Genomic DNA, 23,377 nt, shown 5'->3' on the forward strand with positions numbered 1-23,377 from the left:
TAGATCTATGTTAAGCTTTTATTGTATTTATCTTTTTAGCAAAATTAGACTGGAAGGAATAAGATTTCTTCCTTTTTAATTGGCTAACTTTGCAGCAGTATTTTGGTTAAACTAACTATAATGAATATATCAAAGCAAATTGCCTTTATTGGTAGTTTTGGAGTCATTTCGCTTTTGATGGTCACAGGTTGTTCGAAGCAACTACACCCTACACGAAAGGATTTCCAACAATACCATATTAACAAGGATGTACAAGCAGACCCTACTGTCATTTCCATTTATGAGCCTTTCAAGCAAAAAATGGAAACTGAAATGAACCGCGTTATCGGACATGCCGACAAGGCGCTGACAAAAGAAAAGACCCCTGAAACATTAATGGGTAACTTCTTTTGTGAAGCATTGTTATGGATGAGTGACCATTATGCCCATAATCCCGCCGACATTGCCTTTGCGACAAAAGGTGGAATTCGCAATGATCTCAAGGCCGGAAATATTACAGTAGGACATATCTTTGAAGTCATGCCCTTTGAAAATACATTGACGATTATTGAATTAAAAGGCAGCCAAATACGCCAGCTTGCAGACTATATCGTGACAACCCATGGCCAGCCTATTGCAGGTATGACTTTAACCATAACAGGCAATAAGGTACAGGATATCAAAGTCAAAGGACAAACAATAGATGACAATAAAGCTTACAAACTCGTTACCTATGATTATCTGGCCAATGGTGGTGATAATCTCGCTCTATTGACACAATCGATCACTAGAACCAACTATCCCCAACGGATGCGCGAAGGTTTAATAGCATATGTAAGTGAATTAACAAAAGCAGGCAAACAAGTAAATGCAGAATTAGATGGAAGAATTAAAATCAATTAATCGGAGAACCTTTATCAAGCAAGCCGGTGGGTTTTCTGCAGCATTTGCGTTAGGTTCACTACCTTTTCAAGCTGCTGCAAAAAGCAAAAAGATCAAATTGACCATTTTACATACCAATGATGTGCATAGTCGTATCGAGCCCTTTCCGATGGATGGGGGTAAATATCAGGGTTTGGGTGGTGTAGCTCGCCGGAGCACACTGATCAATAAGATCCGTAGTGAAGAAAATAATCTACTCTTATTGGACGCAGGGGATATGTTTCAGGGAACTCCCTATTTCAATCTTTTTGGCGGAAAATTGGAATTAGACCTGATGACCAAATTAGGATATGACGCCGGTACATTTGGTAACCATGAGTTCGATAATGGCTTGGATGGACTAGTGAAATATTTAGATCACGCCAGATTTCCATTTCTGACTGCTAACTATGATTTTAAAGGTACTGTGCTTGAAGGGAAAACCCAAGATTATACGATATTTCATAAAGGAGGGATCAAAGTAGGTGTATTTGGACTGGGGGTTGATATCGAAGGTTTGGTGGATCCCAACAATTATAAGGGAATGAAGTATCTAGACCCAATCAAGATATCTAACAAAATTGTTAAAATCCTGAAAGAAAAACACAAATGCGACCTTGTTATCTGCCTTTCACATCTCGGCTATCAATATGAGAATGACAAAGTTTCAGATCTGGTTCTAGCAGCCAAAACATCAGATATCGACCTGATCATTGGCGGACATACCCATACATTTCTGAATGAACCAACTTTGGTCACAAATTTAAAAGGGACGAAAACTGTGGTCAACCAAGTTGGTTTTGCAGGCATTAATCTTGGTCGTATTGATTTCATTATGGAACCAGGATCAGACAAAAAACAGATGGTAGCAAGCACCTATCAGGTCAACCCTTTAATAGCAGAATCGCATCTGGCATAATATTATCTATTTATAATAGAATGCCAAATTGACCACATCAATTTGGCATTTTTTTGACAGAATCCGTTGAAGTTTTTGTGAGCGAAACCAACCCATAGTGGAAAAATGGTAATGCTCATAATAAATGACCAGCTTTTAAAAAGCAAATTATTTGCATGAAAAAAATCATATCCATATACTTGGATTCCTTCAAAGGCCTTTCACAGGCCGCATGGCTCTTGGCAGTTGTTATGTTGATCAACAGAATGGGAAGTATGGTCATTCCATTCCTGGGGCTCTATATGACACAGGTCCTCCATTTTGACATCAAACAGGTTGGAATTGTCCTAATGAGCTATGGCATAGGTTCAGTTTGCGGCTCCTATATCGGAGGGTGGTTGACAGATCGGATCGGTAGCTTCAAGGTACAATTTGGTAGTTTAGTATTGGCTTCACCTCTATTTTTATTGATCCCCTTTTTTAAGGAGGTTCAATCGCTGTCTATTATGATCTTTACACTGAGTCTAATTTTTGACACATTTAGACCTGCTAATTCAGTTTCAGTTGCCAGTTACGCCAAACCAGAGAATATTACCCGGGCATTTTCACTTAACCGTTTAGCGATTAATCTGGGATTTTCAATCGGTCCCGCTGTTGCAGGTTTTCTGGCAACGATCTCTTTTAACTGGATATTCTATGGGAATTCCTTTGCGGTAATGTGCGCTGCAGTAATATTCTTTGTTTTTTTTAACAAAAGGCAAAAAAGAACAGATGTAAAAGCAAAAAAAGAAACATTGGCAGACAGTAATTTGATCGTAACACAAAGTCGCAATCCTTATACCGATATTCCCTTTGTATTATTCAATATATTCTGCTGCATTTTCTCGTTTTGTTTTTTTCAGCTCATTACAACCTTACCGATATTTTATCGTGAAGTACACCACCTGGATGACCATCAGATTGGATTTCTACTAGGTTGGAGTGGTTTTGTGATCGTTCTATTGGAGATGTTTGTCGTCCATATCGCCGAAAAGAGGTTCTCTCTGATCAGTACATTGGTATTTGGCACCATTTTATGCGCCCTTTCATATGCCATGTTAAATTACATTGGTGGACTTGGCTGGCTATATTTCACTTTTTTTATTTTTGGTCTCGGTGAAATGTTGACATTGCCCTTTATGGCGACCGTATCTGTCAATCGTTCGACCCCAAAAACGCAAGGTGCTTATATGGGCTTTAACTCACTGGCATTTTCGGCCGCAAATATATTTTCGCCACTGCTCGGAACGTCCATTGTTGACTCCTTTGGTTTTACCACACTTTGGTGGGCAACAGCGATTACATTGTCCTTCACTGGACTCGGCTTTTACCTTGTGCTGAAATGGATGCGTTAAACAATAAAAGGGATATTTCGTTTGAAATATCCCTTTTATTGTTTAGATAAGATCGGTGGATTTTCCTACCAGATCTTAATACGTTTATCTGTGGGGATAAACATTTTATCACCATCTTTCGTTTCCCAAGCAGCATGGAATGCATCCAAATTGATAATTGGAGCAAAAGCTCGGTATTGCGCCGGTGAATGCGGATCCGTTTTTACCTGATTTACAACAAACTCATCTGTTGTTTTTGTTCTCCAAATAGTCGCCCAAGAAAGGAAGAATCGTTGATTCTGTGTAAATCCATCGATTAAACCCGGATTTCCTTTGTCTTTTAAGTACAGTTGTAGTGCATCAAAGGCGACCGAGGAACCACCCAAATCACCGATATTCTCCCCTAGAGTGAAACGACCATTTACAAAAACTCCCGGAACAGGTTCATAAGCTTCAAATTGTTTGACCAGTGCATCCGCTGCCGCTTCAAATTTAGCCTTGTCATTATCCGTCCACCAATTGTTCAAATTTCCATTTCCATCGTATTTTGCGCCCTGATCATCAAATCCATGAGATAACTCATGCCCGATAACTGCACCTATTCCACCAAAATTAACGGCTGCATCTGCTTTATAATCATAGAATGGTGGCTGAAGAATCGCTGCAGGGAATACAATTTCGTTAAACAACGGACTATAATAGGCATTGACAGTCTGTGGTGTCATTCCCCACTCAGATTTATCAACCGGTTTACCCTGTTTTGCGAGGTTCTCATAGAAAGCCCACTTGCTAGATGATAGAACATTTGCGTAAAGTGATGTTCCGATATCGAGTTTACTATAATCCTTCCATTTGTCTGGATAACCGATCTTCACTTTAAACTTCGACAACTTTTCAAGCGCCTTCACTTTGGTATCTGCCGACATCCATGTTAGACCATTGATATGCTGCCCAAATGCTTTTACAAGGTAACTTACCAGCTCTTCAGCATCAGCTTTGGCCTTTGGTGGAAAATTCTCTTTTACATATAACTTACCGAGAAGTTCTCCGGCTATAGAGTTGACGAATTCCACCCCTCGCTTATCCAATGCACGCTGTTCCTTTTGCCCTTTTAATTTCCGTCCCCAGAAATCAAAAGAAAGGTCATTTAATTCCTGAGTTGTATACGAGGCAGCGGTATTTAATAGATGAAATGTCAAGATATCTTTAATAATCGGAAGATTCGCCGGATTGAAGATTTTATCTAAATTTTCATAGTATTTTAATTCTGGAACAATAACAGTATCTGCTTTGAATCCTACATCGCTTAGATATTTAGCAATGTCGACGTTTTTTACCATCTTTTTCAAATCAGCAACTGCAACCGGATTATAGCGACCGTTTGCATCACGCGACTGTTCGACAGTTTTTAGATTAGCGGCCAATTCTTTTTCAAATGCAACAATTTTAGGACCTTTTAGATCTCTTGTACGTTGTCCCGATTTGGCATAGAGAGCAGAAATATAATTTGAATAATCCTTTAATGTCTCTTCATTCTTTTGATCCTTCACTTGGTAATAAGAACGGCCTAAGCCCAGACTCCCACCACCCAAATAAACCGTATTGATATTAGAATTTTTGAGATGCGCATATACATACCCACCAAAGAAAGGGTTTCCTCCGATAGGCGCTACCTCTACTAGGTATTTATAAAGGTCGTCAAAATTCTTTATCGCATTAATTTTTGTCAAATAGGGTTGAACGGGCTCTAATCCTAATTTATCGCGCGTCTTCATATCTACATAAGACCGGTATAAATCCCCTATTTTCTGGTTATCTGTTCCTTTTGTAAACTGGCCTGATAACGATTCCTGCAACACTTTTAGCGTAGCAACGTCTGTGTTTTCACGCAACTCATCAAAAGAGCCCCAGCGCGCCTTATCAGACGGAATTTTAACCGTTTTCATCCATTGACCATTCACAAAATTGTAGAAATCATCCTGCGGACGAACACTTTTATCCATGTAATTTACATTGATTGCATTATTTTGCGCATGCCCAGCCAAAGAACCACATGCTAACAAGGCAGCCAAAAGTATATTTCTCTTCATATAAATTTAGTTTGTTTCGTATCGACACAAACTTAAGAAAAGTTTTGTTATTGTGCCTCATACAAAACATAGTTTCGCAGACAACCAAAATATGATATACTAGCTATCCTGCGTTTTGTTTTGAGTTGATTTACGGAGCAGAAGAATAAAAATCACTAGGAAGAGTGCCACTCCACCCAGCCAAATCCAGGGGTTGGCATACCACAACGTGCCGTTAGCCTCCTTGAGCTTTTGATTTTCCTCAATCGGCAATTCTGCATGAAGTTTAATTATGGAAAACAGCAAACAAAACAGTAAAAACATTCTTTTCATATGATCTACTTTATATAGATAGAATTCTCCGCCAGCATATTTTGTTTGCTTAAGATAAAATTTGTATTCAGTCTTTTTGCCTAATCTCGCCCAGATGAACGACATCTTTTAGATCAAAAGGTGTTTCTTGATACACAAAATAGTTGAGCCAATTATTAAATAACAAGTTAGCATGGCTCGTCCAACGCACCAAAGGTTGATTTTCTGGATTGTCATCTCTATAGTAGTTCGCTGGCATACGAATGGCCTGACCTTTCTCTAAATCCCTCTTATATTCTTCATCCAGGGTAAATGGAGCGTACTCAGAATGGCCAGTCAGGTAAAATTCACGACCACCGCGGGAGGACGCGATGGCAATACCCGCCTCAGGAGATTCCGAAAGAATTTCTACCTCATTTTTAGCAAGCAGATCGTCTTTCTCAATGGTTGTATGCCGACTATGGGGAATAAAAAACTCATCGTCAAATCCACGAAACAACGGATGCCTTTTGTCGAGAGCCGTATGTTTGAATACACCAAAAAGCTTTTCATCCAGAGGCTTTTTCTCTACATCATAAAAATGATATAATGCGGCTTGTGACGCCCAACAGATATACAAACTTGAGGTTACATGCGTTCTTGCCCAGTCAAAGATTGTCTGGATTTCATTCCAATAAGTCACTTCTTCAAATCTGACCATTTCGACAGGAGCTCCTGTGATGATCATACCATCATAAAAGTTTTCCTTCACCTCACTTAGACTTTTATAAAACATCTCTAAGTGTTCCTCGGGCGTATTTTTTGAAACATGCGTTTCCAATCGAAGAAACTCCATCTCCACTTGCAAAGGATTATTGGAAAGTAAGCGGATAAAATCGGTCTCTGTCGTAATCTTAAGTGGCATCAAATTGAGAACCAAAACACGTAATGGTCTAATATCCTGCTCATTCGCTCGTAGATCACTCATGACAAAGATATTCTCCTTTTTTAAAAGCTCTATCGCAGGTAGGTTATTAGGAAGTTTGACTGGCATATATAAATTTCTCCTTATACAATTAGCATGCAAAATTAACAAGAAAATGGCAGAATACTAAATGAATCCGCAAATTTAAGTTTGAACCAAATCGTAGCTTTTTGCCTGCAGATTATTCTTCCGTTAATTGCCTTAGGGCCTTTTGAAACTTCGCCGAACCAAAATTCATCCCGCCCACGTGCTTATTGACCAATTTGCCTCCTTTATCAATAATGATGGTTGTGGGGATACTCGTCGTACGAAGATCTTTTGGAAGTGTGGAGTTTAACTGATAAACCGGAAGGCTATATTTTCTTTTCTTTAAAAACTTCTCCGAAGACTTCAAGTTACCATCGACGTCCACTGACAAAAATATTATGCGGCTATTCCCGCGGAAATCTTTATATAGTTTGTCCAAAGATGGCATTTCCGCTAAACAAGGTGAACACCATGTCGCCCAAAAATTGATCAAAACAACTTTACCTTTGAGCTGTCGTAACGAAACAACTTCCCCTTTGCTATCCCTAAAACTGACATCTTCAACGGAAATGGCGGGCTCATTCTTAAGCAACAAGAATCCCTTTCCCTTCTGTTCATTAGCATGTACATAAGCTAAACACGAACAAGTAATTAGTAAAGTACTGAGTAAACTTAAGGTCGTAATTCTGGATGATTTTATTTTAAACATTGGACTCTCTTTATAACTTAACTTTACCTTAAACGTTCTTTGTGCCGTTTCATTGTACTCAGTCGTATGTAGACCAAAATAAAATTGGGCCTTTGTAGCCCATTAACACAATAACTTTATATGTGATTGATCAACTACCCTATCGTGCGCCATATGCTAATCCGTCCTTTATTCTCAAAATCAAACCTTAGCATGGTAAAAGTCCAATATACAACGATAAACAATTCAACTTTGGACCAAATAGTTTAGAAGCTCTACGCTCCAAGAAATAATTATGTAAAAGTTATTACAAACAAATTAACAAATAAGCTTATTATATACTATATAATAAGCACATCAATATGAGCAAGGAAAAATCAATTCAGGAAATCGAGATCGATGGAAAAGTTTATCAGTATAGTTCCCTCAACAATCTACCGGAGGGTGATATCAAACACCTACCATTCAGTATCCGAATTCTTCTCGAAAATGTATTACGTAATCATGATGGATTTAGTATCACGGATGAGCATATCAGCACACTAATCAACTGGTCTCCTCAGCCTGCAGATAAGGATATTCCATTTAAACCAGCACGTATCCTCATGCAGGACTTTACCGGTGTCCCTGCAGTGGTTGATATGGCCTCTCTACGGGCCGAGTTTGTTCGACATGGTAAGGATGGTCAAAAAATTAACCCAGCGATCCCAGTTGATCTGGTTATTGACCATTCCGTACAGGTAGATTATTTTGGTACCGAATATTCGTACGACAAAAATGTAACATTGGAATATGAGCGCAACCGTGAACGGTATGAGCTTCTAAAATGGGCCCAAAAAGGTTTAAAAAATTTCACTGTTGTACCTCCCGGAATGGGGATTTGCCATCAGGTAAATCTAGAATATCTCGCTAAAGGTGTAATTTCTCGCGACAACTGGTTATTTCCAGATACCTTAGTGGGCACGGACTCCCACACCCCAATGGTCAATGGTATCGGTGTCCTGGGTTGGGGCGTTGGCGGTATCGAAGCTGAAGCAGCGATGCTGGGACAACCCATCTTCTTTACTTGTCCGGAGGTTATCGGACTTAAGCTCACGGGTAGTATTCCCGAGATGTGTACAGCTACGGATATGGTTCTTTCCATCACAAAAATTCTAAGAGATACAGGTGTAGTTGGAAAATTTGTTGAAGTCTTTGGAGACGGACTAGATACACTATCGGTCACAGATCGGGCCACCATCTCCAATATGTCGCCTGAATTCGGCTGTACGGTCACCTATTTTCCAATAGACGACCGCACACTGGAATACATGCATAGCACCAATAGGACCGAACAGGAAATCAAAATTGTAGAAGAGTACTGTAAACAAAATCTACTCTGGCGGACAGGAAAAGAACAGATCTTATATTCCTCCGTGGTTGAATTCAATCTAAGCACACTTGAGCCCACAGTTTCAGGCCCCAAACGTCCACAAGACAAAATTTTGGTTAGGGATTTAAACAGCAAGTTTTCGCAACTACTCGATAGTGAACACCATAGACAATACATCCCGATACCACAACGTTCCGAATCGGCCTGGTTGGCAGATGGCGGATCAGGCACCGAATTTACTTTTGGGAAAGTGCCTGTTGAACACGCCTCACCAAATCAGGTTATTTCAGAGTCCATACACGCAGTAAGAATAAAACACAATAACAAGGAATATATTGTTAGTGACGGTAGTATTGCTATTGCTGCAATTACAAGCTGTACGAATACCTCAAACCCAACAGTTATGATAGGCGCTGGTCTATTGGCCAGAAATGCGATCGAACGCGGATTACGAACGAAGTCCTGGGTAAAGACCTCCTTAGCACCCGGTTCAAAAGTAGTCACACAGTACCTTGAGCGATCGGGACTGAGCGCAGATCTTGACGCACTCAGGTTCCATACAGTAGGCTATGGATGTACCTCCTGTATCGGTAATTCAGGCCCACTCCCACCACAAATTGCGGAAGCAGTGGAGAAAGGTGAATTGATTGTCGCCTCAGTATTGTCAGGGAATAGAAACTTCGAAGCACGAGTCCATCCACAGGTAAAAATGAATTTCCTAATGTCACCGATGCTGGTTGTTGCTTATGCCCTTGTTGGTCGCGTGGATATTAATTTAATGGAAGATCCCCTGGATTATGACCCGAATGGACAACCCGTTTATTTGAAGGATATCTGGCCAAGTCGTGAAGAAATTACGAAAACAGTCAACGAATGTGTCAAACAATCTGATTTCCAAGAGGTATACGACATTATCTTTGACGGCTCAACAGATTGGCAAGATCTCGAAGTCAATCTTGATCAGAACTATCAATGGGATAAAACATCGACATATATCAAAGAATCTCCATTTTTTGAGAATATAAAGGCAGTTCCAAAGCCTATTGAAGATATCCAAGAGGCAAGGGTCCTACTTTATTTGGGAGACTCGGTCACAACGGACCATATTTCTCCTGCCGGATCTTTTAAAGAAGATACTGCCGCTGGAAAATATCTCAAGTCTCACCAGGTCAATAAAGAAGACTTCAACTCCTATGGTTCCAGACGCGGTAATCATGAAGTCATGATGCGTGGCACTTTCGCCAACGTGCGCATTAAAAATAAAATTACCGACCGGGAAGGGGGTTTTAGTAGGTATTTCCCGACGAATGAGGTAAAAACAGTATACGATACAGCAATGGAATATCGCAAAACAGGTACACCTTTGATTGTCTTAGCGGGAAAAGAATATGGATCGGGCTCATCCCGTGACTGGGCAGCCAAAGGGACTTTTCTCCTTGGTGTACGTGCCGTAATTGCCGAAAGTTTTGAACGCATACATCGAAGTAATCTTGTCGGAATGGGTATTGCACCTCTAGTCTTTATTAATGGGGAAAATGCAGAGACACTTGGACTTGATGGTACTGAAGTCTATACCATCACCGGCTTAGCCCAAGAGCTAATACCGCATAAACTTTTAGATGTAAAAGCCGTACATCATAATGGGAAGACAACAACATTTCAAGTTAGGGCAAGACTGGATTCGGCGATCGAAATCGAATACTTTAAAAATGATGGCATTTTACAATATGTATTAAGGCAATATCTAAAAAATAATTAATACCAAATCCAATTGGCAGCGCATATTACAGATAAAAAGGGGCACGATAAACTGTGCCCCTTTCCACAACCTATATAAAACCTACCAGAGTTTCAATGTAAAATATTGCTGGCCAATATGCGGTGGCATTTGGCAACTGCTCCAAAGTTACACCCTATAATAGCAGTTTTTTCTCCCTGAAGTCAGGTATTTTTTTGCGATATAAAGAGCACATGTGAACTATACTTCCATTATCGAGCCTAAAAATGTATTTTCGCAGGCAATCGATCACAATATTCACGTAGAAAGAGAAATTATGGATGAATTGGTAGAACAGACGATTTCCAAAGTAAGCTTCAATAGTGAATTGCAGCGAATTAAAGAATTTTATAAATGCACTTTTGAATATTGCGATTTCCAAAATGCCGCATTGGTAGATCTGACCTTTATAGACTGTGAATTTCAATCCTGTAATTTATCCAACATTAAGCTCAAGGGAACCCAATTGGATCATATCCTTTTTCAGGACTGTAAGATGTTGGGCATTCAATTCAACGAATGTAGCTCATTCTCTTTCCATATCGAAGCGAAAAATAGTATGCTCGATTATGCTTCTTTTTTTGAACGAAATATGAAGAAATTCAAATTTGACCAATGTTCGCTACAACATGTCGATTTTGAAAAAGCTAACCTTCAACAAGTGATCTTTAAAGATTGCGATTTTCTACTTGCCCGATTTGAACAATGCAACCTGGAAGGCTGTGACTTTCGTACCTCCATTAATATTCAGTTGGATCCAGAAACCAATCGTATGAAAAATAGTAAATTTGGATCAGAACAATTGCCCGGTTTGCTCGCCAAATATCAATTGCTGATCGACTGATAAGATTTTATATCATCAGGCTCCAGAAGAAATCGCTAGTGATAAATCACGAAATAACGGATTTCAGGGATAAAAGTGCCTATTCTAAATCATCATATTTGCCTATCAATTTTTGGTAGACGAAAATATCATGCCCCTATAATCGCGAAGTAATCTTACGTATATGAGCTCATGATCGCTTCCTCACCACTAAAAAGCAAATTTATATAGATGAAAAAAACATTCTTATCATTCGCAATTTTAATGGCTACTAGTGCGATATCCTTCGGGCAGGTCAATAAAGCATTTAAAATTAATTATGCCATTGTATTCGCAAACAACAGTGAAGGTACGGAGCAAGAACCTCCTGTTTCCCTGTATGAAGCCTATGTCAGTAACGACAAGATAAAAGTTATTTCTTCAACGGAGGGACAGGAGTCCATTTTTCTTGCGAAAAAGAATGAAGATAAATCAACTATCCTTTATCCGTCGCTATTGAAATACACCGTGCACGAAGATGAAGCAACTTCCTTCTCTATAAAATTGATTCCTGGTCAAACTAAAACCATTGCGGGTTATGCTTGCAAACTGGCACAGATTGAGCTCCCCAATATCGAAGATATTGAAGGCAATACCAACTTGTCCATCTGGTATAGCGAGAAGCTACCTGTTATCTATTGGGAAGGATTTGATATCTTCAAAAAAATTCCAGGCGCTGTGCTTCAGGTAACCACACCGCTTGGCGTAGATATTGTCGCGCAAAATGTCGCAGACAGTCAGTTAAATGACAACGATTTTATCGTTCCCGAAGACTATGATCAAGTGGAATCTATCTATGAAGAAGGCCAAGATGGTGAGGAAAGCAATCAAATGGCAGAAAATCTTTACCTATTTGAAGACAGCACATCAGGTCTTATGGGATTACAAGATAATGCGCAACAAATCATCGTACCTGCCCAATATCATTACATTACACCATTTGTAGGCGAAATCAGTGTCGTCCAATTTAAAAATGAGAAATACGGCGCAATCAATCTTTCAGGGAAAGCCATTATTCCCTTTCAATACGAGTATTTAAGCTATGATGATAATTCGGGGCAATTTCTATTCGGTCTAGATGAAAAATATGGCTTACTAGACAAGGCAGGTAAAATACTTATTCCCGCAAACTACGATATGATCTCCTTTATCAATGGCGGCTATGCTGTTTTTCAACAAAATGAAAAATATGGCATTCTAAATCAGGCCGGAAAAATCATTGTACCGGCGAGCTATAGCTTCATTTCTGAAAACAATGGTACCCATTTTATTAGCGTTGATAATGACAAATACAGTCTCGTTGATATTAAAACAAACAAAATAATAGCTCAAGCTTATGATTTTATTTCCGTAACCGAAGAACCCGATCTTTTCCTCGCAAGTAAAAATGGCAAATACGGCTTTTTAAATGGCCTGGGAAAAATTGCCATTCCATTTATCTACAGTGGTGCTACAGCATTTAGCGATGGCATAGCATCCGTCACAAAAGATGATTCAGATGATGTAATTTTAATCAATACAAAAGGTGAACAGGTAGAAATGGATGCAGCAGCTGAAGCGGCAGCCGAAGAAATTTAAGGCATAACAGTGCATTCAAAAAATAAGGGCTGGTAATGGTCACCAGCCCTTATTTTCTTTACTATTTGCCCCTGTTAATTTGTAATTACAGTCTTCTTTTTACCAAAAATCTTCTTACCTACCGTAAAAAGTAGAACGGCAATAATACCGCCCCCTAAACCGAACAGAAGCTCTTTAATCATTCCTGGAAAATTAGGTAATGCATGGTGTAGAAAATCTATATAATGGGAAAAGATACCTCCCGAGACCAAAATCAAGGCAATCGTACCAACGACAGCCAATAATTTGATAATAAAAGGCAAAGCGCGAACAAGCAATCTCCCTAAACTGGCCAATGGCCCTTTTTCCTTTGCATTTTTGATTAATTTATAGCCAGCGTCGTCCATACGGACAATTAATGCTACGATGCCATATACGCCTACAGTGGCAAGAAAAGCAACCACACAAACTGTAATGATCTGCAAAGTCAGACTTTTATCCAATACTGTGCCTAACGCAATAATAACGATCTCTACCGAGAGGATAAAATCAGTTGTGATCGCCGCTTTAATTTTTGATTTTTCTGCATCTACCGTATTCTCTTCGATCACCTCTTCCCCTGTGGTTTCACCTTCCCGGTGTTTACGGTGAAATAAATACTCAATAATCTTTTCGACTCCTTCAAAAGCCAGATAAAATCCACCCAAGATCAAGATATATTTGATAGCTATCGGAAAAAAGACGTTTAATAATAATGCGATCGGGACAATAATCAATTTATTGATAAGTGAACCTTTTGTAATAGCCCATAAAACGGGTAATTCCCGGGATGCTAAGAATCCGGTCGCTTTCTCCGCGTTCACTGCTAGATCGTCCCCTAAAATTCCAGCGGTTTTTTTTGTTGCTATTTTACTAGCAACTGCAACATCATCCATTAAAGCCGCAATATCATCTAAGATTGCAAATATTCCTGAAGCCATATATTCTTTAAAAATTTGAACGTAAAAATATAAATTTAATTCAATTCCCAAGTAAGTAATTTAATTGAATAACAATAATAGACTATAAACAGATTTATTTTAATTGTGTATTTTAGATTCAAATTATACCAAATATGAAAAAATCACTTTCAGCTACCGATCAGGCCGTATTATACGAAGTATTAAAGCAGCGATTTGAGACCAATATGAACAGACATCAAGACTTTGCCTGGGAACAGATACAACATAAACTGGAAGAAAATCCGGCCAAGGTCTGGAGCTTACATCAAATGGAACAGAGTGGTGGCGAACCGGACGTTATCGGAATCGATCCAGTTAATGGTGCTTATTTATTTGTCGACTGCGCCGAGGAAACCCCAAAAGGAAGAAGAAGTCTGTGTTTCGACCAAGCCGCATTGGATTCCAGAAAAGAAAATAAACCGGTAGGAAGTGCCATGGAAACGGCTAAACAGATGGGCGTCGAGTTGCTAACGGAGGAACAATATCGACAGTTACAAACGCTGGGGCAATTTGACCTGAAAACATCAAGCTGGATACAGACACCCGCCAATATCCGTAAACTCGGAGGCGCCCTATTCTGTGACCGCCGCTATGACCATGTTTTCACCTACCACAATGGCGCTATCTCCTACTATGCCGCTCGCGGTTTTCGGGCAATATTATACATTTAACAAAAAGGGAATAACAAGCTAATCCAAATAGATTACACCAAAATGAAACAGTCTATCCTCTTATGGCTTTGCCTCATCTGCATCTTGTTTTCGCAGTCAGTATTCGCACAGGCCTCCTTTCCTGCATTTCTCCAGGGCACCTGGAAGGTTACCGATAAAGAACGCTATGAACACTGGGACCGCATCAATGACAGTGAATTAAAGGGCGTCTCTTACGGCATTAAAAATGGACAGAAAATCGTGAGTGAATATCTTAAAGTCAAAAAAATTGGCGACAAGGTTATTTACACCGCTTTGGTAATCGGTCAAAATAACGGAAAAGAAATAGACTTTGAATTGACTTATAAGGACAGTACCTATTCCTTTATCAATGAGCGTCACGATTTTCCCACCCAAATTCGTTATAAACAGCTTACAGGAGAACGTCTTCATATTTCAGTTGAAGGGAAATCCGGGAAAACACATTCTTTTTATGTTCACAAAATAAAAAACGATAGCCTCGGTGTAAACCCCAATTATGACCGCAACTTGGCAGCCAAGTTAGACGCTGATGATTATGGGATGAAAAGTTATATTTTCGTGTTGCTAAAAACTGGCCAAAATAAAACCACAGATAAACAATTGATCAGCGAAAGTTTTAAAGGACATATGGAAAATATTAGCCGTTTGGTAAAGAATGGGCAATTGATTGTAGCTGGTCCATTTGGAAAAAATGACAGTAGCTTTCGAGGCCTTTTTATCCTCAATAAGGTCGCAACAATTGAACAGGCCAAAGAAATACTTCAGACAGATCCCGCAATTAAAAATGGTCTTTTGGAGCCCTTATACTATTCTTGGTACGGCTCGGCAGCATTACCCGAATACCTACCATTTTCTGAAAAAATATGGAAAAAAGAACATTGATTTACTACCATACATAAGATTTAGTATTCATCGGTAAGGGTCTATTTTTTTCAATCCAGCATTTCCTAATGACAAACCGCTGTCAGCTGTCAGATCTATTTTTGGGAAAAATATAAAAACGCATGGAAAATAGATCTATCCCTTCTTTTAATATTATTGGAATTGCGATACGTACAAGCAATCAGAACAATCAAGCCGCCAAAGATATTCCTGAACTATGGGCCAGATTTTTCGAAAATGACATTATGAACCGGATTCCAAATAAACTATCCAATGAGCTCTATTGTGTTTATACAGAATACGAAAAGGATCATACCTTGCCCTACACAACCTTATTAGGTTGTAAGGTTGCCCATCTCGATGATCTCCCGGAAGATATGGATGGCATACGCATTGAAGAAAGTCTATATCATCATGTCGAGGCTGAAGGTAATCTGGCATCAGGTATTGTTTACGATGCCTGGTTAAACATCTGGGAAGCCGATCTTCCGAGAGCATTTTCAGCAGATTTTGAAATATACGGTGAGAAAGCACAAAACCCAGAACAGGCAAAGGTTGATATTTTTATTGCACTCCAATAGCCAATAATTCTTAAGATCATTCGTCAGGGTAACAACTGTCAAGCCGGTTAAAGCCCTGACAATTTTTTATATATTTACTGGTGAATGTAACAAAACGTATGTTAGACCTCTCTTGTATTTATTTTAGCCAAAATATCTTTTACCTTTGTGCCGATTTAAAATAAACTAACATGCAGGACACCACAGCCCGCCGTAGGAAAATCTTGCGATACAGCTACATAAAATTAATCGGAAGTTCAGTTTTCGTAAGCCTGATCTGTTGCCTACTCGCTTACAGTCTGAAACATATGACTGGATATGTACAGGAAAAAATAGCTGAGGGCGTTTTAAACTGGGATCCTAGACTATTTATCCTCTTCCCAAGTGTGGGCATTACAGCGATCTATTTTCTACGAAAGTATGCTTTTCAAAACCGGAAAAACAAAGGAATCAAGGAGATTTATACCACGCTGGAAACACGAAAGGATCATTTACCCTTCTTCAAGATACCGTCTCACTATATAAACGGTTTTTTGACAGTTATTTTTGGCGGATCAACCGGTATTGAAGTTTCTACTGTAGTAGCCACAGCGACTGTGGGAAACCAGGCCTATAAGCGTCTTCATCCGGCTTGGGCTTATAAAACAGAACTGATCTGCGCTGGTGTGATTGCCGGTGTAACACTATTGTTTGGCAGTGCGCTTGGTGGCTTATTATTTGCCTTTGAAGTTATCGCCAGAAAATACAACAAAACACTATTGATCAGTGGCATCAGCTCCATGCTGGTCGCCTCGCTATTCGTACACTATATGGATGCCAGTCCTTTGTTCAACTTTGCAGCGAAGCAATGGCAATGGCAAGCCGTTCCTTTTATCATCTTACTAGGCCTGATCGCTGGTCTTTTAGCCTTATATTTCACTAAAATTGTGATCTATGCAAAATCTTTCTTTGCGGGAATAAAGAATAACTTCATCCGGGTCAATTTGGGTGCCATTACTGTAGGAATCTTGATCTTCTTTTTGCCTGCCCTATATGGCGACAGCTATTATGGTCTTGGAGAAATTCTGGAAGATAGTTTGCATGAATCCATCAATTGGCTCTACTTCCTTCCATTGCTCCTACTTGTCCTGTTAAAACCTCTTGCTGCAGCACTTACCTTAGGGGCTGGTGGTGATGGTGGTGTCTTTGCCCCAAGTATTGTAACAGGCGCACTGTTAGGTGTACTTTTTGCACAACTTTGCAATCATTATCTGGGCACACATCTTATTGTCATTAACTTTGCGCTATTTGGTGCCGCAGCGATGCTTTCCGCTGCCATCCATGCACCATTTACCGCAATTTTCATTATTGCCAGCATCGTCCCTTCAGGTTATCTACTATTTGCACCCTTATTGGTAGTCAGTGTCATCGCTAAAATACTTGCCAAAAGGATCTATCCTTATAATGTATATACCTACAAGGAAGTCGCCCATAACTAGCAACCAGCATTAGCTTAAAGGGGCTGTCTCCAAATTGAAAATTGTAACGGCAAATCGGAGTTAAAATCTGAGGGATAGCCAATACCAACAGATAAGAAAAAGGATCAAAATCATTAAGAATTTGATCCTTTTTTATTTGATTTAATGAAGCTTTAAAATACAACTAATCTTCGCGACTACCATCATCAGCCATGCGAACGATTTTTGGTGAGAACTTTGCAACGACGTCCACCAATTCCTCTTGCGAGGCCATGACGGTATGGATGTCTTTGTAGGCCATGGGTGCTTCATCCATACCGGCTCCCAAAAGCGTAATCCCCCGATCAGCAAGCATATCTTTCAACTCAGTAGCAGCGAGCGTCTTGATTGCTTGTGTACGGCTCATCAATCGTCCTGCACCATGAGATGCTGATTGAATAGCAGCCATCTCTCCTTTTCCGCGCACCAGAAATCCAGGAGTAGCCATGGAACCTGGGATAATTCCCATCACACCTTTCGCCGCAGGAGTAGCTCCTTTGCGGTGTACCACAACCTCCCGGTCATTCCAGGTCTCTTTCCATGCAAAATTATGATGGTTTTCAATCTTCGCTAGCAGCTCAGCGCCCAAAGCACCTTTTATCTTGTCATGAATAACTTCATGGCAGGCTGAAGCATAGTCGCCAGCCAGATTCATTGCCAACCAATATTCTTGTCCTTCCATTGTATTTAAATCCAGGTAAGCCAGATTTTGAGCTTGATAAGGCAAGTTACATAAAGTCTTCGCCAATTTGGTATAGTGAGCAGCAACGGTTGCACCTAGGCCTCGGGATCCGGAATGTGTCAGCAAACCCAGGTAAAGTCCTTTCTCAATGTTCAGCACCTCGTCCTTTTCAACAAACTCCACAATCCCAAATTCCACAAAGTGATTCCCCCCACCCGATGATCCTAACTGCGTCCATGCCTTGTCTTTTAAGGATCTAAGCAGATCATTTTCTGCAAACAATTTATTGTCCAGTACCGCATGATCCACACGTTCATGCTTCAGATAGCCATTGCCGGCACCGAATCGCGTATGTTTCAGAATAGTCTCTTTTAATGTTGCTGTATCCGTATCCAATAAGGATGCTGGCAGATCAAAAATGGACAAAGCCATTCGGCAACCAATATCAACGCCTACTCCGTAAGGAATCACAGCATTATCAGTAGCCAATACACCACCAATCGGAAGTCCGTATCCTTGATGGGCATCAGGCATCAAAGCGCCAGCAACCGTAACTGGCAGCTTCATGGCTACTTTCATCTGTTCTTTAGCTCCCGCTTCTATTCCAGACGCACCATAAATTGTATATTCCGCAGGATTTTCATTCAACGCAATTAATGAGGCATCAACAATATCCTGTCCCAATATGGCCTGCGCCAGTACACTGAAAATAGTATCCTCAGTATATGCTGTTGGGTTTTCCAGCACAGATTTAAATTTGGCTAACATTTCTGCTCGCGTAAAACCATGCCGCTTGCTGTTGATTTTCAACGCAGCACCCAATGTATGGTTCTGTTTATATCCTAATGCAATCAGATCATTGCCATTAATTCTTTTATTTTCCATTGTTATCTTTTTTACGAGGGGATCTTTCCAATCCCAAGCAGGTAGCAATACCTCTTTACAATTGCTACCCGCACCTCTTTTGTTCTCAATTTTATTAAATTCTCTTTGTCGCTACTTTACAAACAACTGCTTTAATTGATCTACAATCTGCCCATTGCCCGAAATAGAAATGTTATTGATCCTTTCGGCAATTTTCTCTACATACTCCATTTCCTTCAATTTAAACAACATCGCATTCTCCTCCATAAGTTTTGCCGTATTCAGCAAACTTCTGGTTGAAGCAGTTTCTTCGCGGCGCATAATAATATTTGCCTGAGCGCGCTTTTCCGCGATTAACACCTGGTTCATGATATCGCGGACATCCCCTGGCAAAATAATATCTTTGACTCCGCAAGTTAACAGACGTAAGCCTAATCCAGCAATATATTCCATCGTATTTTGTAAAATATAAGTACTTATCTCCGCCTTCTTGTCCATCAGTTCATCCAGCGTCATCTGACCAATATAGGTCCGGAGATTTAATTGCATCACGGCATACAATTGCTTCTCATATTCCTTATTATCCAACAGCGCTTTGACGATATCAACGATTTGATATTGTAAAGTGAAATTGATCCGTATTTGCGCTTTGTCCCGCGATAGAATCTCCTGACCCACCACATCCAAAGTTAACACACGCATATCTGCTTTTGACACTGCAATAGTTTTTGCGTTCTTCCACCAGCAATACGTTCCTGGATCCAAAATCTCTGTAAACACACCATCAACAAAAAGTAATGCTTTCTCATTTGGTTCAACTTTGTATTGACGGATATAATAAGCCAACGTTTGCTTTTCAAACAATTGACGGTTGACAGAAGCCGGTATTTCGATCTCCGAAATATCCTCCAGCTGAAATTTGCGCACTTGCAAACCTTTCCAGAACACATGTCTACCTGCTGCCAAGGTCTTCTCAAAATTATTGTTTAAGAAAACCAGCGCAATTTCCGTGTCCGCCACTTCGACAATATCCACCAGCTCACGAAAGCCCTCCACCTGTAAGAGCACATCAATGTTATGGTTAGACGGAAACGAATTTGCCCTATTGTATGTCTCCAGTTTTTCACCGAAACCCAACCAGTACTTACCGGCTTCCAATACACGGATAACTTGGTTATTTTTAACCACCATTCCAATTTCATTGACATTTACTTGTACTCTTTTCATCGTATTTATTGTTTATACTATTTTCTAATGACAAAACTTGCTATGAGCTGTCTATCGATGCCGAGCGGGATCAAAAAGAGCCCATACGGAGCTTTACCGTAGAAGCGTTCGAAATGGCCGCCTGAGCGATTCACAACAACACTCTTCCTGTATCGTCTCTGTATGAGATGTTCCCGATCACGGGCTCCCCACCGACTGCGATGAAGAAAAACGAAGTTCTCCTCCCCGCCGGACAGACTATAGCAAGCTTTATTTAAATCACCTTTTTAAAGAAGGTATAACTTTCAAAACCAGAACCTAAATTCTGTGCAATACCCTTATGCTATTCCATCCGAAAATGGAAGTGGGATTCGAACCCACACGATTGAGTTGTTGTTCTAACCAAGGTGAACTATCCTGATTGCTCAGGAGCAGGAGTCGAACCTGCGACCTACAACGGAACTGCCGTGCTCTACCCTTGAGCTACCTCTTTCGAGGGAAGGATTCGAACCTTCAACCCTGGCAACCTTCTCCCATTCTCCTCTTCTTATCAGTACATTGAGTCCCATTGGGAACAATACTATCCTGCTATACAGAAACAGGAGACTAGGATGCAAATCAAAGAATGCGAGTCTTTTTACACTTCTCCAAAAAAGAAGTACATATCTTAAAAGCATTTTGCTATAATTTTCATCAAAGAACCTGTATCATTGCTGACATTACAAAGATCACTCTATTAACGTGCAGACCATTTGCGCAATAAAATAAAACACAAAGAAAACAACAAAAATAAACACAACACACTGATAATTAGATGTAAAAATTCAAAAACAAATGTTAGTATTAAAAATTAGAACCCTAACTACGCAATTATATTGCGCATATCTACAGAGACTAGACGAGAGATGTGCCAACATGATCATGAGATAAGCATAAATATCACTGATTACCATGAGAAAGCTATCGGATAGAAGTGCTATTTTTACACCGTTATAATTAACTGGAATTTACTAATGAGAGCAAAAACATTATTGGTTCTACTGGCTATCTATTTTGTCACCACTGGTTGTACGGGTTCAAATCCCAAAAATAATACTGTAGAGCCCGCTGGGGACAGCCTAACAACAAAAAGTAGGGCTGATACTACGAAAGCCAGCGATCAGGTAAAGTCAACAACAGAACTTGATCCAGGCAAAGTATGGCTGGAGCGAATTTTTCACTGCAATGATGATCAATCAGGGAAGTATTGTTATTATCTGGACAAGGAAGAAGCCCTCTGTACGGCGCGTTTTATGGAGTTCCTAACGGATGCTAACGAAATCTATGGTCCTTCAAATCTAACGGACGCAGAATTACCGGGGGCGGAAGCGCGATATAAAGCGAAGTGGGGAGAAATTTATCCCCTCTACACGCAGGAAATGTGGTTATTCGGCCGAGGTAATGATGATGCCCTGGCAATTAATACCGTCGAGATCAAGAAGCTAAGCACAGACAAGTACAGCGTATTTATAAATTATGGTGACAATATAAAAACGCAAAACGAGGTACGGCTGGTTCTCGAAAATGGTAACTATAAAATTGATTATTGCAGGACAAGCTTTGTACAATAAAATCTTAGAACTTTCCGCACCACAGCTAGACTAATCAACGAAACGTTCTTTTTGACCAATAAACCGCCTGTGACGAGCGGATAGATAAATGAATGAAAAAATACGAATCAATAAAAAACAGACAATTCGAAAAAAAGCCACTTTATATCACTAATGGATAAAAAGTGGCCATATAATAAAACAATAAATGGGGCATGTAAGCGATTAAATAGGAGACGAATTGCTCCATTTAACGATATTCCCTTTGTGCAGCAGCCCATCAACAGCTGAGATACGCGATACAGCTTCAGCAGAGCAGCTGGCATCCACCAATAGAAAACTCGCTTCGTCACCCACCTTTGGCCAGACGCGTGTACCACTATCGTCCAGAGGTAATTTTCCATTTGTCGCATAACGCAGACAACGGGACAGATCAAATTCCGTCTCATAACCATAGAGTTGCGCAGTAAGGTTTGCTTTTTGCAACATATTTCCACTACCAAACGTCCCCCAGTGATCCTGCACATTATCATTTCCGGTAAGCACCTCCACTCCTGCTTTCTGCAGTTGAGGCAATGGCATCAGCATATTACGGAATGGGACCGAAGTCGCGATACCAACCTTAGCGGAAGCCAGGCGTTCAGCTGTATATTGAAGATACTTTTGAGACATATATCCCAATGCAAAAGCATGACTGATAAATGTCCGTCCCTGCAATGCGGGATTCTCAAGTACTTTGTCTATTAAGTAATGAATGGTTTTTACACCTGATTCGCCCCCCTCATGCAGATGGATATCGATACCCTTGTTGTTATCCAACGCTAACTGAACAGTCAAGTCTATGGGTTTTTCAATACTTCCATCGATACTATAAGGATCTAGACCACCTATAAAATCAACCTTATCCCAAGTGGCAATATCTTTCATCAACCCCACAGAATCCGTATAATATAAGCCATGCTGGGGGAAAGCAACTAATTCTGCTCCAAAGGAATCTTTTACATGTTCCAATGCCCGTAATAGATTTGACAATGATTTGGAACCAGAGGTTGGATCGACATTAAAATGTGTTCTTGCAAAATTAGTTCCATAGCCCTGTAGCAACATGATCAGCTTTTCAGCCCTTTCCACCGAAGTCTTAAGCAACTCAGGAATAATTTCCTGCTCGCGGGCAATCATATCCTTCACAGTTCTATTTTTGGGGAATACAGCTTTCCAAGGCAGACCATAAAGGGTTTTATCCAAATGGATATGCATATCCCTGAAGGCGGGTAATGCCAATTTTCCCTTCGCATCAAATCCTCCGGAACCAGCTAAAGTTTGACCCGGTCGAATTTCTTTTATCTTTCCGTCCGCTATTGTTACCGTAAAAAGTGCCGTATCAGTTCCAACAATTTCCCCTTCATTATAAAGAAAGCCTGTTTCCAGTCGTACATTTTCCAATGTATACTGTTCGTTATGCTGATTGAATTTATTCATGACAATATCATTTTTTTCAAAGCTAAGCTATTTAGTCTCTTTTCGCTTTGTAGATATTATCACAACATTTGTAAATATTATGGCTACGCTTAAATTATTATATCTGCATGAATTTTCTCTTTATCCT

The 23,377-nt window shown here is 40.0% G+C and carries 19 protein-coding genes and 1 tRNA gene; 11 read left to right on the forward strand and 9 right to left on the reverse strand.

Annotated features, from left to right (window positions below; translation table 11 throughout):
- Positions 1–120: 120 nt before the first annotated feature.
- The 3 genes from ABDW32_RS20840 to ABDW32_RS20850 all read left to right on the forward strand — a co-directional run bounded on the left by ABDW32_RS20840 (position 121) and on the right by ABDW32_RS20850 (position 3,192).
- Positions 121–882 (forward strand): 5'-nucleotidase, encoded by a 762-nt coding sequence (locus ABDW32_RS20840; RefSeq protein ID WP_343565766.1) that lies wholly within the window; start codon positions 121–123, stop codon positions 880–882.
- Positions 860–1,819 carry a metallophosphatase gene (locus ABDW32_RS20845; protein WP_343565767.1) on the forward strand — a complete coding sequence of 320 codons (960 nt, stop codon included), beginning with the start codon at positions 860–862 and terminating at the stop codon, positions 1,817–1,819. Before ABDW32_RS20840 ends, ABDW32_RS20845 begins: the two co-directional genes overlap by 23 nt.
- A gap of 155 nt (positions 1,820–1,974) precedes the next feature.
- The gene (locus ABDW32_RS20850) at positions 1,975–3,192 is read left to right on the forward strand and encodes an MFS transporter (protein ID WP_343565768.1); all 1,218 of its coding nucleotides are present in this window, start codon (positions 1,975–1,977) and stop codon (positions 3,190–3,192) included.
- Between the two features lie 65 nt (positions 3,193–3,257).
- On the opposite strand, the gene ABDW32_RS20855 is transcribed toward ABDW32_RS20850, so the two are convergent.
- The 4 genes from ABDW32_RS20855 to ABDW32_RS20870 form a co-directional block, all read right to left on the reverse strand.
- Entirely contained in the window at positions 3,258–5,261 is a 2,004-nt protein-coding gene (locus tag ABDW32_RS20855; protein WP_343565769.1) for a M13 family metallopeptidase, read from the reverse strand.
- A 99-nt stretch (positions 5,262–5,360) separates the two neighbouring features.
- Positions 5,361–5,573 carry a hypothetical protein gene (locus ABDW32_RS20860; RefSeq protein ID WP_343565770.1) on the reverse strand — a complete coding sequence of 71 codons (213 nt, stop codon included), beginning with the start codon at positions 5,571–5,573 and terminating at the stop codon, positions 5,361–5,363.
- Positions 5,574–5,640: 67 nt separating this feature from the next.
- Positions 5,641–6,585: a homoserine O-succinyltransferase gene (metA, locus tag ABDW32_RS20865; protein ID WP_343565771.1), complete on the reverse strand. Its 945-nt coding sequence runs from the start codon at positions 6,583–6,585 to the stop codon at positions 5,641–5,643.
- A gap of 112 nt (positions 6,586–6,697) precedes the next feature.
- Positions 6,698–7,252: a TlpA disulfide reductase family protein gene (locus ABDW32_RS20870; RefSeq protein WP_343565772.1), complete on the reverse strand. Its 555-nt coding sequence runs from the start codon at positions 7,250–7,252 to the stop codon at positions 6,698–6,700.
- A 341-nt stretch (positions 7,253–7,593) separates the two neighbouring features.
- Between ABDW32_RS20870 and acnA the strand changes: the two genes are divergently transcribed.
- The 3 genes from acnA to ABDW32_RS20885 all read left to right on the forward strand — a co-directional run bounded on the left by acnA (position 7,594) and on the right by ABDW32_RS20885 (position 12,820).
- Complete coding sequence (gene acnA, locus ABDW32_RS20875) at positions 7,594–10,362, forward strand: aconitate hydratase AcnA (RefSeq protein ID WP_343565773.1); 2,769 nt, start codon at positions 7,594–7,596, stop codon at positions 10,360–10,362.
- 214 nt (positions 10,363–10,576) lie between these two features.
- A complete protein-coding gene (locus ABDW32_RS20880; protein ID WP_343565774.1) occupies positions 10,577–11,224 on the forward strand; it encodes a pentapeptide repeat-containing protein in 648 nt (215 codons plus the stop codon).
- 210 nt (positions 11,225–11,434) lie between these two features.
- The gene (locus ABDW32_RS20885; protein WP_343565775.1) at positions 11,435–12,820 is read left to right on the forward strand and encodes a WG repeat-containing protein; all 1,386 of its coding nucleotides are present in this window, start codon (positions 11,435–11,437) and stop codon (positions 12,818–12,820) included.
- Between the two features lie 74 nt (positions 12,821–12,894).
- On the opposite strand, the gene ABDW32_RS20890 is transcribed toward ABDW32_RS20885, so the two are convergent.
- Entirely contained in the window at positions 12,895–13,779 is an 885-nt protein-coding gene (locus tag ABDW32_RS20890; protein WP_343565776.1) for a DUF808 domain-containing protein, read from the reverse strand.
- 134 nt (positions 13,780–13,913) lie between these two features.
- On the opposite strand from ABDW32_RS20890, the gene ABDW32_RS20895 reads away from it, so the two are divergent.
- From ABDW32_RS20895 to ABDW32_RS20910, 4 genes are all read left to right on the forward strand, one after another.
- Positions 13,914–14,471: a DUF4256 domain-containing protein gene (locus ABDW32_RS20895; RefSeq protein ID WP_343565777.1), complete on the forward strand. Its 558-nt coding sequence runs from the start codon at positions 13,914–13,916 to the stop codon at positions 14,469–14,471.
- A gap of 42 nt (positions 14,472–14,513) precedes the next feature.
- Positions 14,514–15,374: a DUF6265 family protein gene (locus tag ABDW32_RS20900; RefSeq protein WP_343565778.1), complete on the forward strand. Its 861-nt coding sequence runs from the start codon at positions 14,514–14,516 to the stop codon at positions 15,372–15,374.
- Between the two features lie 122 nt (positions 15,375–15,496).
- Positions 15,497–15,955, forward strand: coding sequence for an effector binding domain-containing protein (locus ABDW32_RS20905; protein WP_343565779.1), 459 nt, complete (start codon positions 15,497–15,499; stop codon positions 15,953–15,955).
- Positions 15,956–16,125: 170 nt separating this feature from the next.
- Positions 16,126–17,412 carry a chloride channel protein gene (locus ABDW32_RS20910; protein WP_343565780.1) on the forward strand — a complete coding sequence of 429 codons (1,287 nt, stop codon included), beginning with the start codon at positions 16,126–16,128 and terminating at the stop codon, positions 17,410–17,412.
- Positions 17,413–17,575: 163 nt separating this feature from the next.
- Here the strand turns inward: ABDW32_RS20910 and ABDW32_RS20915 are convergent, their stop codons facing one another.
- From ABDW32_RS20915 to ABDW32_RS20925, 3 genes are all read right to left on the reverse strand, one after another.
- Positions 17,576–18,997, reverse strand: coding sequence for an RtcB family protein (locus ABDW32_RS20915; protein ID WP_343565781.1), 1,422 nt, complete (start codon positions 18,995–18,997; stop codon positions 17,576–17,578).
- A gap of 111 nt (positions 18,998–19,108) precedes the next feature.
- Positions 19,109–20,203 (reverse strand): slipin family protein, encoded by a 1,095-nt coding sequence (locus ABDW32_RS20920; RefSeq protein WP_343565782.1) that lies wholly within the window; start codon positions 20,201–20,203, stop codon positions 19,109–19,111.
- A gap of 404 nt (positions 20,204–20,607) precedes the next feature.
- Positions 20,608–20,670: transfer RNA gene (locus ABDW32_RS20925), tRNA-Thr, on the reverse strand.
- Between the two features lie 525 nt (positions 20,671–21,195).
- Between ABDW32_RS20925 and ABDW32_RS20930 the strand changes: the two genes are divergently transcribed.
- Positions 21,196–21,792, forward strand: coding sequence for a hypothetical protein (locus tag ABDW32_RS20930; protein ID WP_343565783.1), 597 nt, complete (start codon positions 21,196–21,198; stop codon positions 21,790–21,792).
- Between the two features lie 204 nt (positions 21,793–21,996).
- Here ABDW32_RS20930 and ABDW32_RS20935 read toward each other — a convergent pair whose 3' ends face one another.
- Entirely contained in the window at positions 21,997–23,250 is a 1,254-nt protein-coding gene (locus ABDW32_RS20935; RefSeq protein WP_343565784.1) for an amidohydrolase, read from the reverse strand.
- Positions 23,251–23,377: the final 127 nt, after the last annotated feature.

It is taken from the genome of Sphingobacterium sp., assembly GCF_039596235.1.
Taxonomy (GTDB): Bacteria; Bacteroidota; Bacteroidia; order Sphingobacteriales; family Sphingobacteriaceae; genus Sphingobacterium.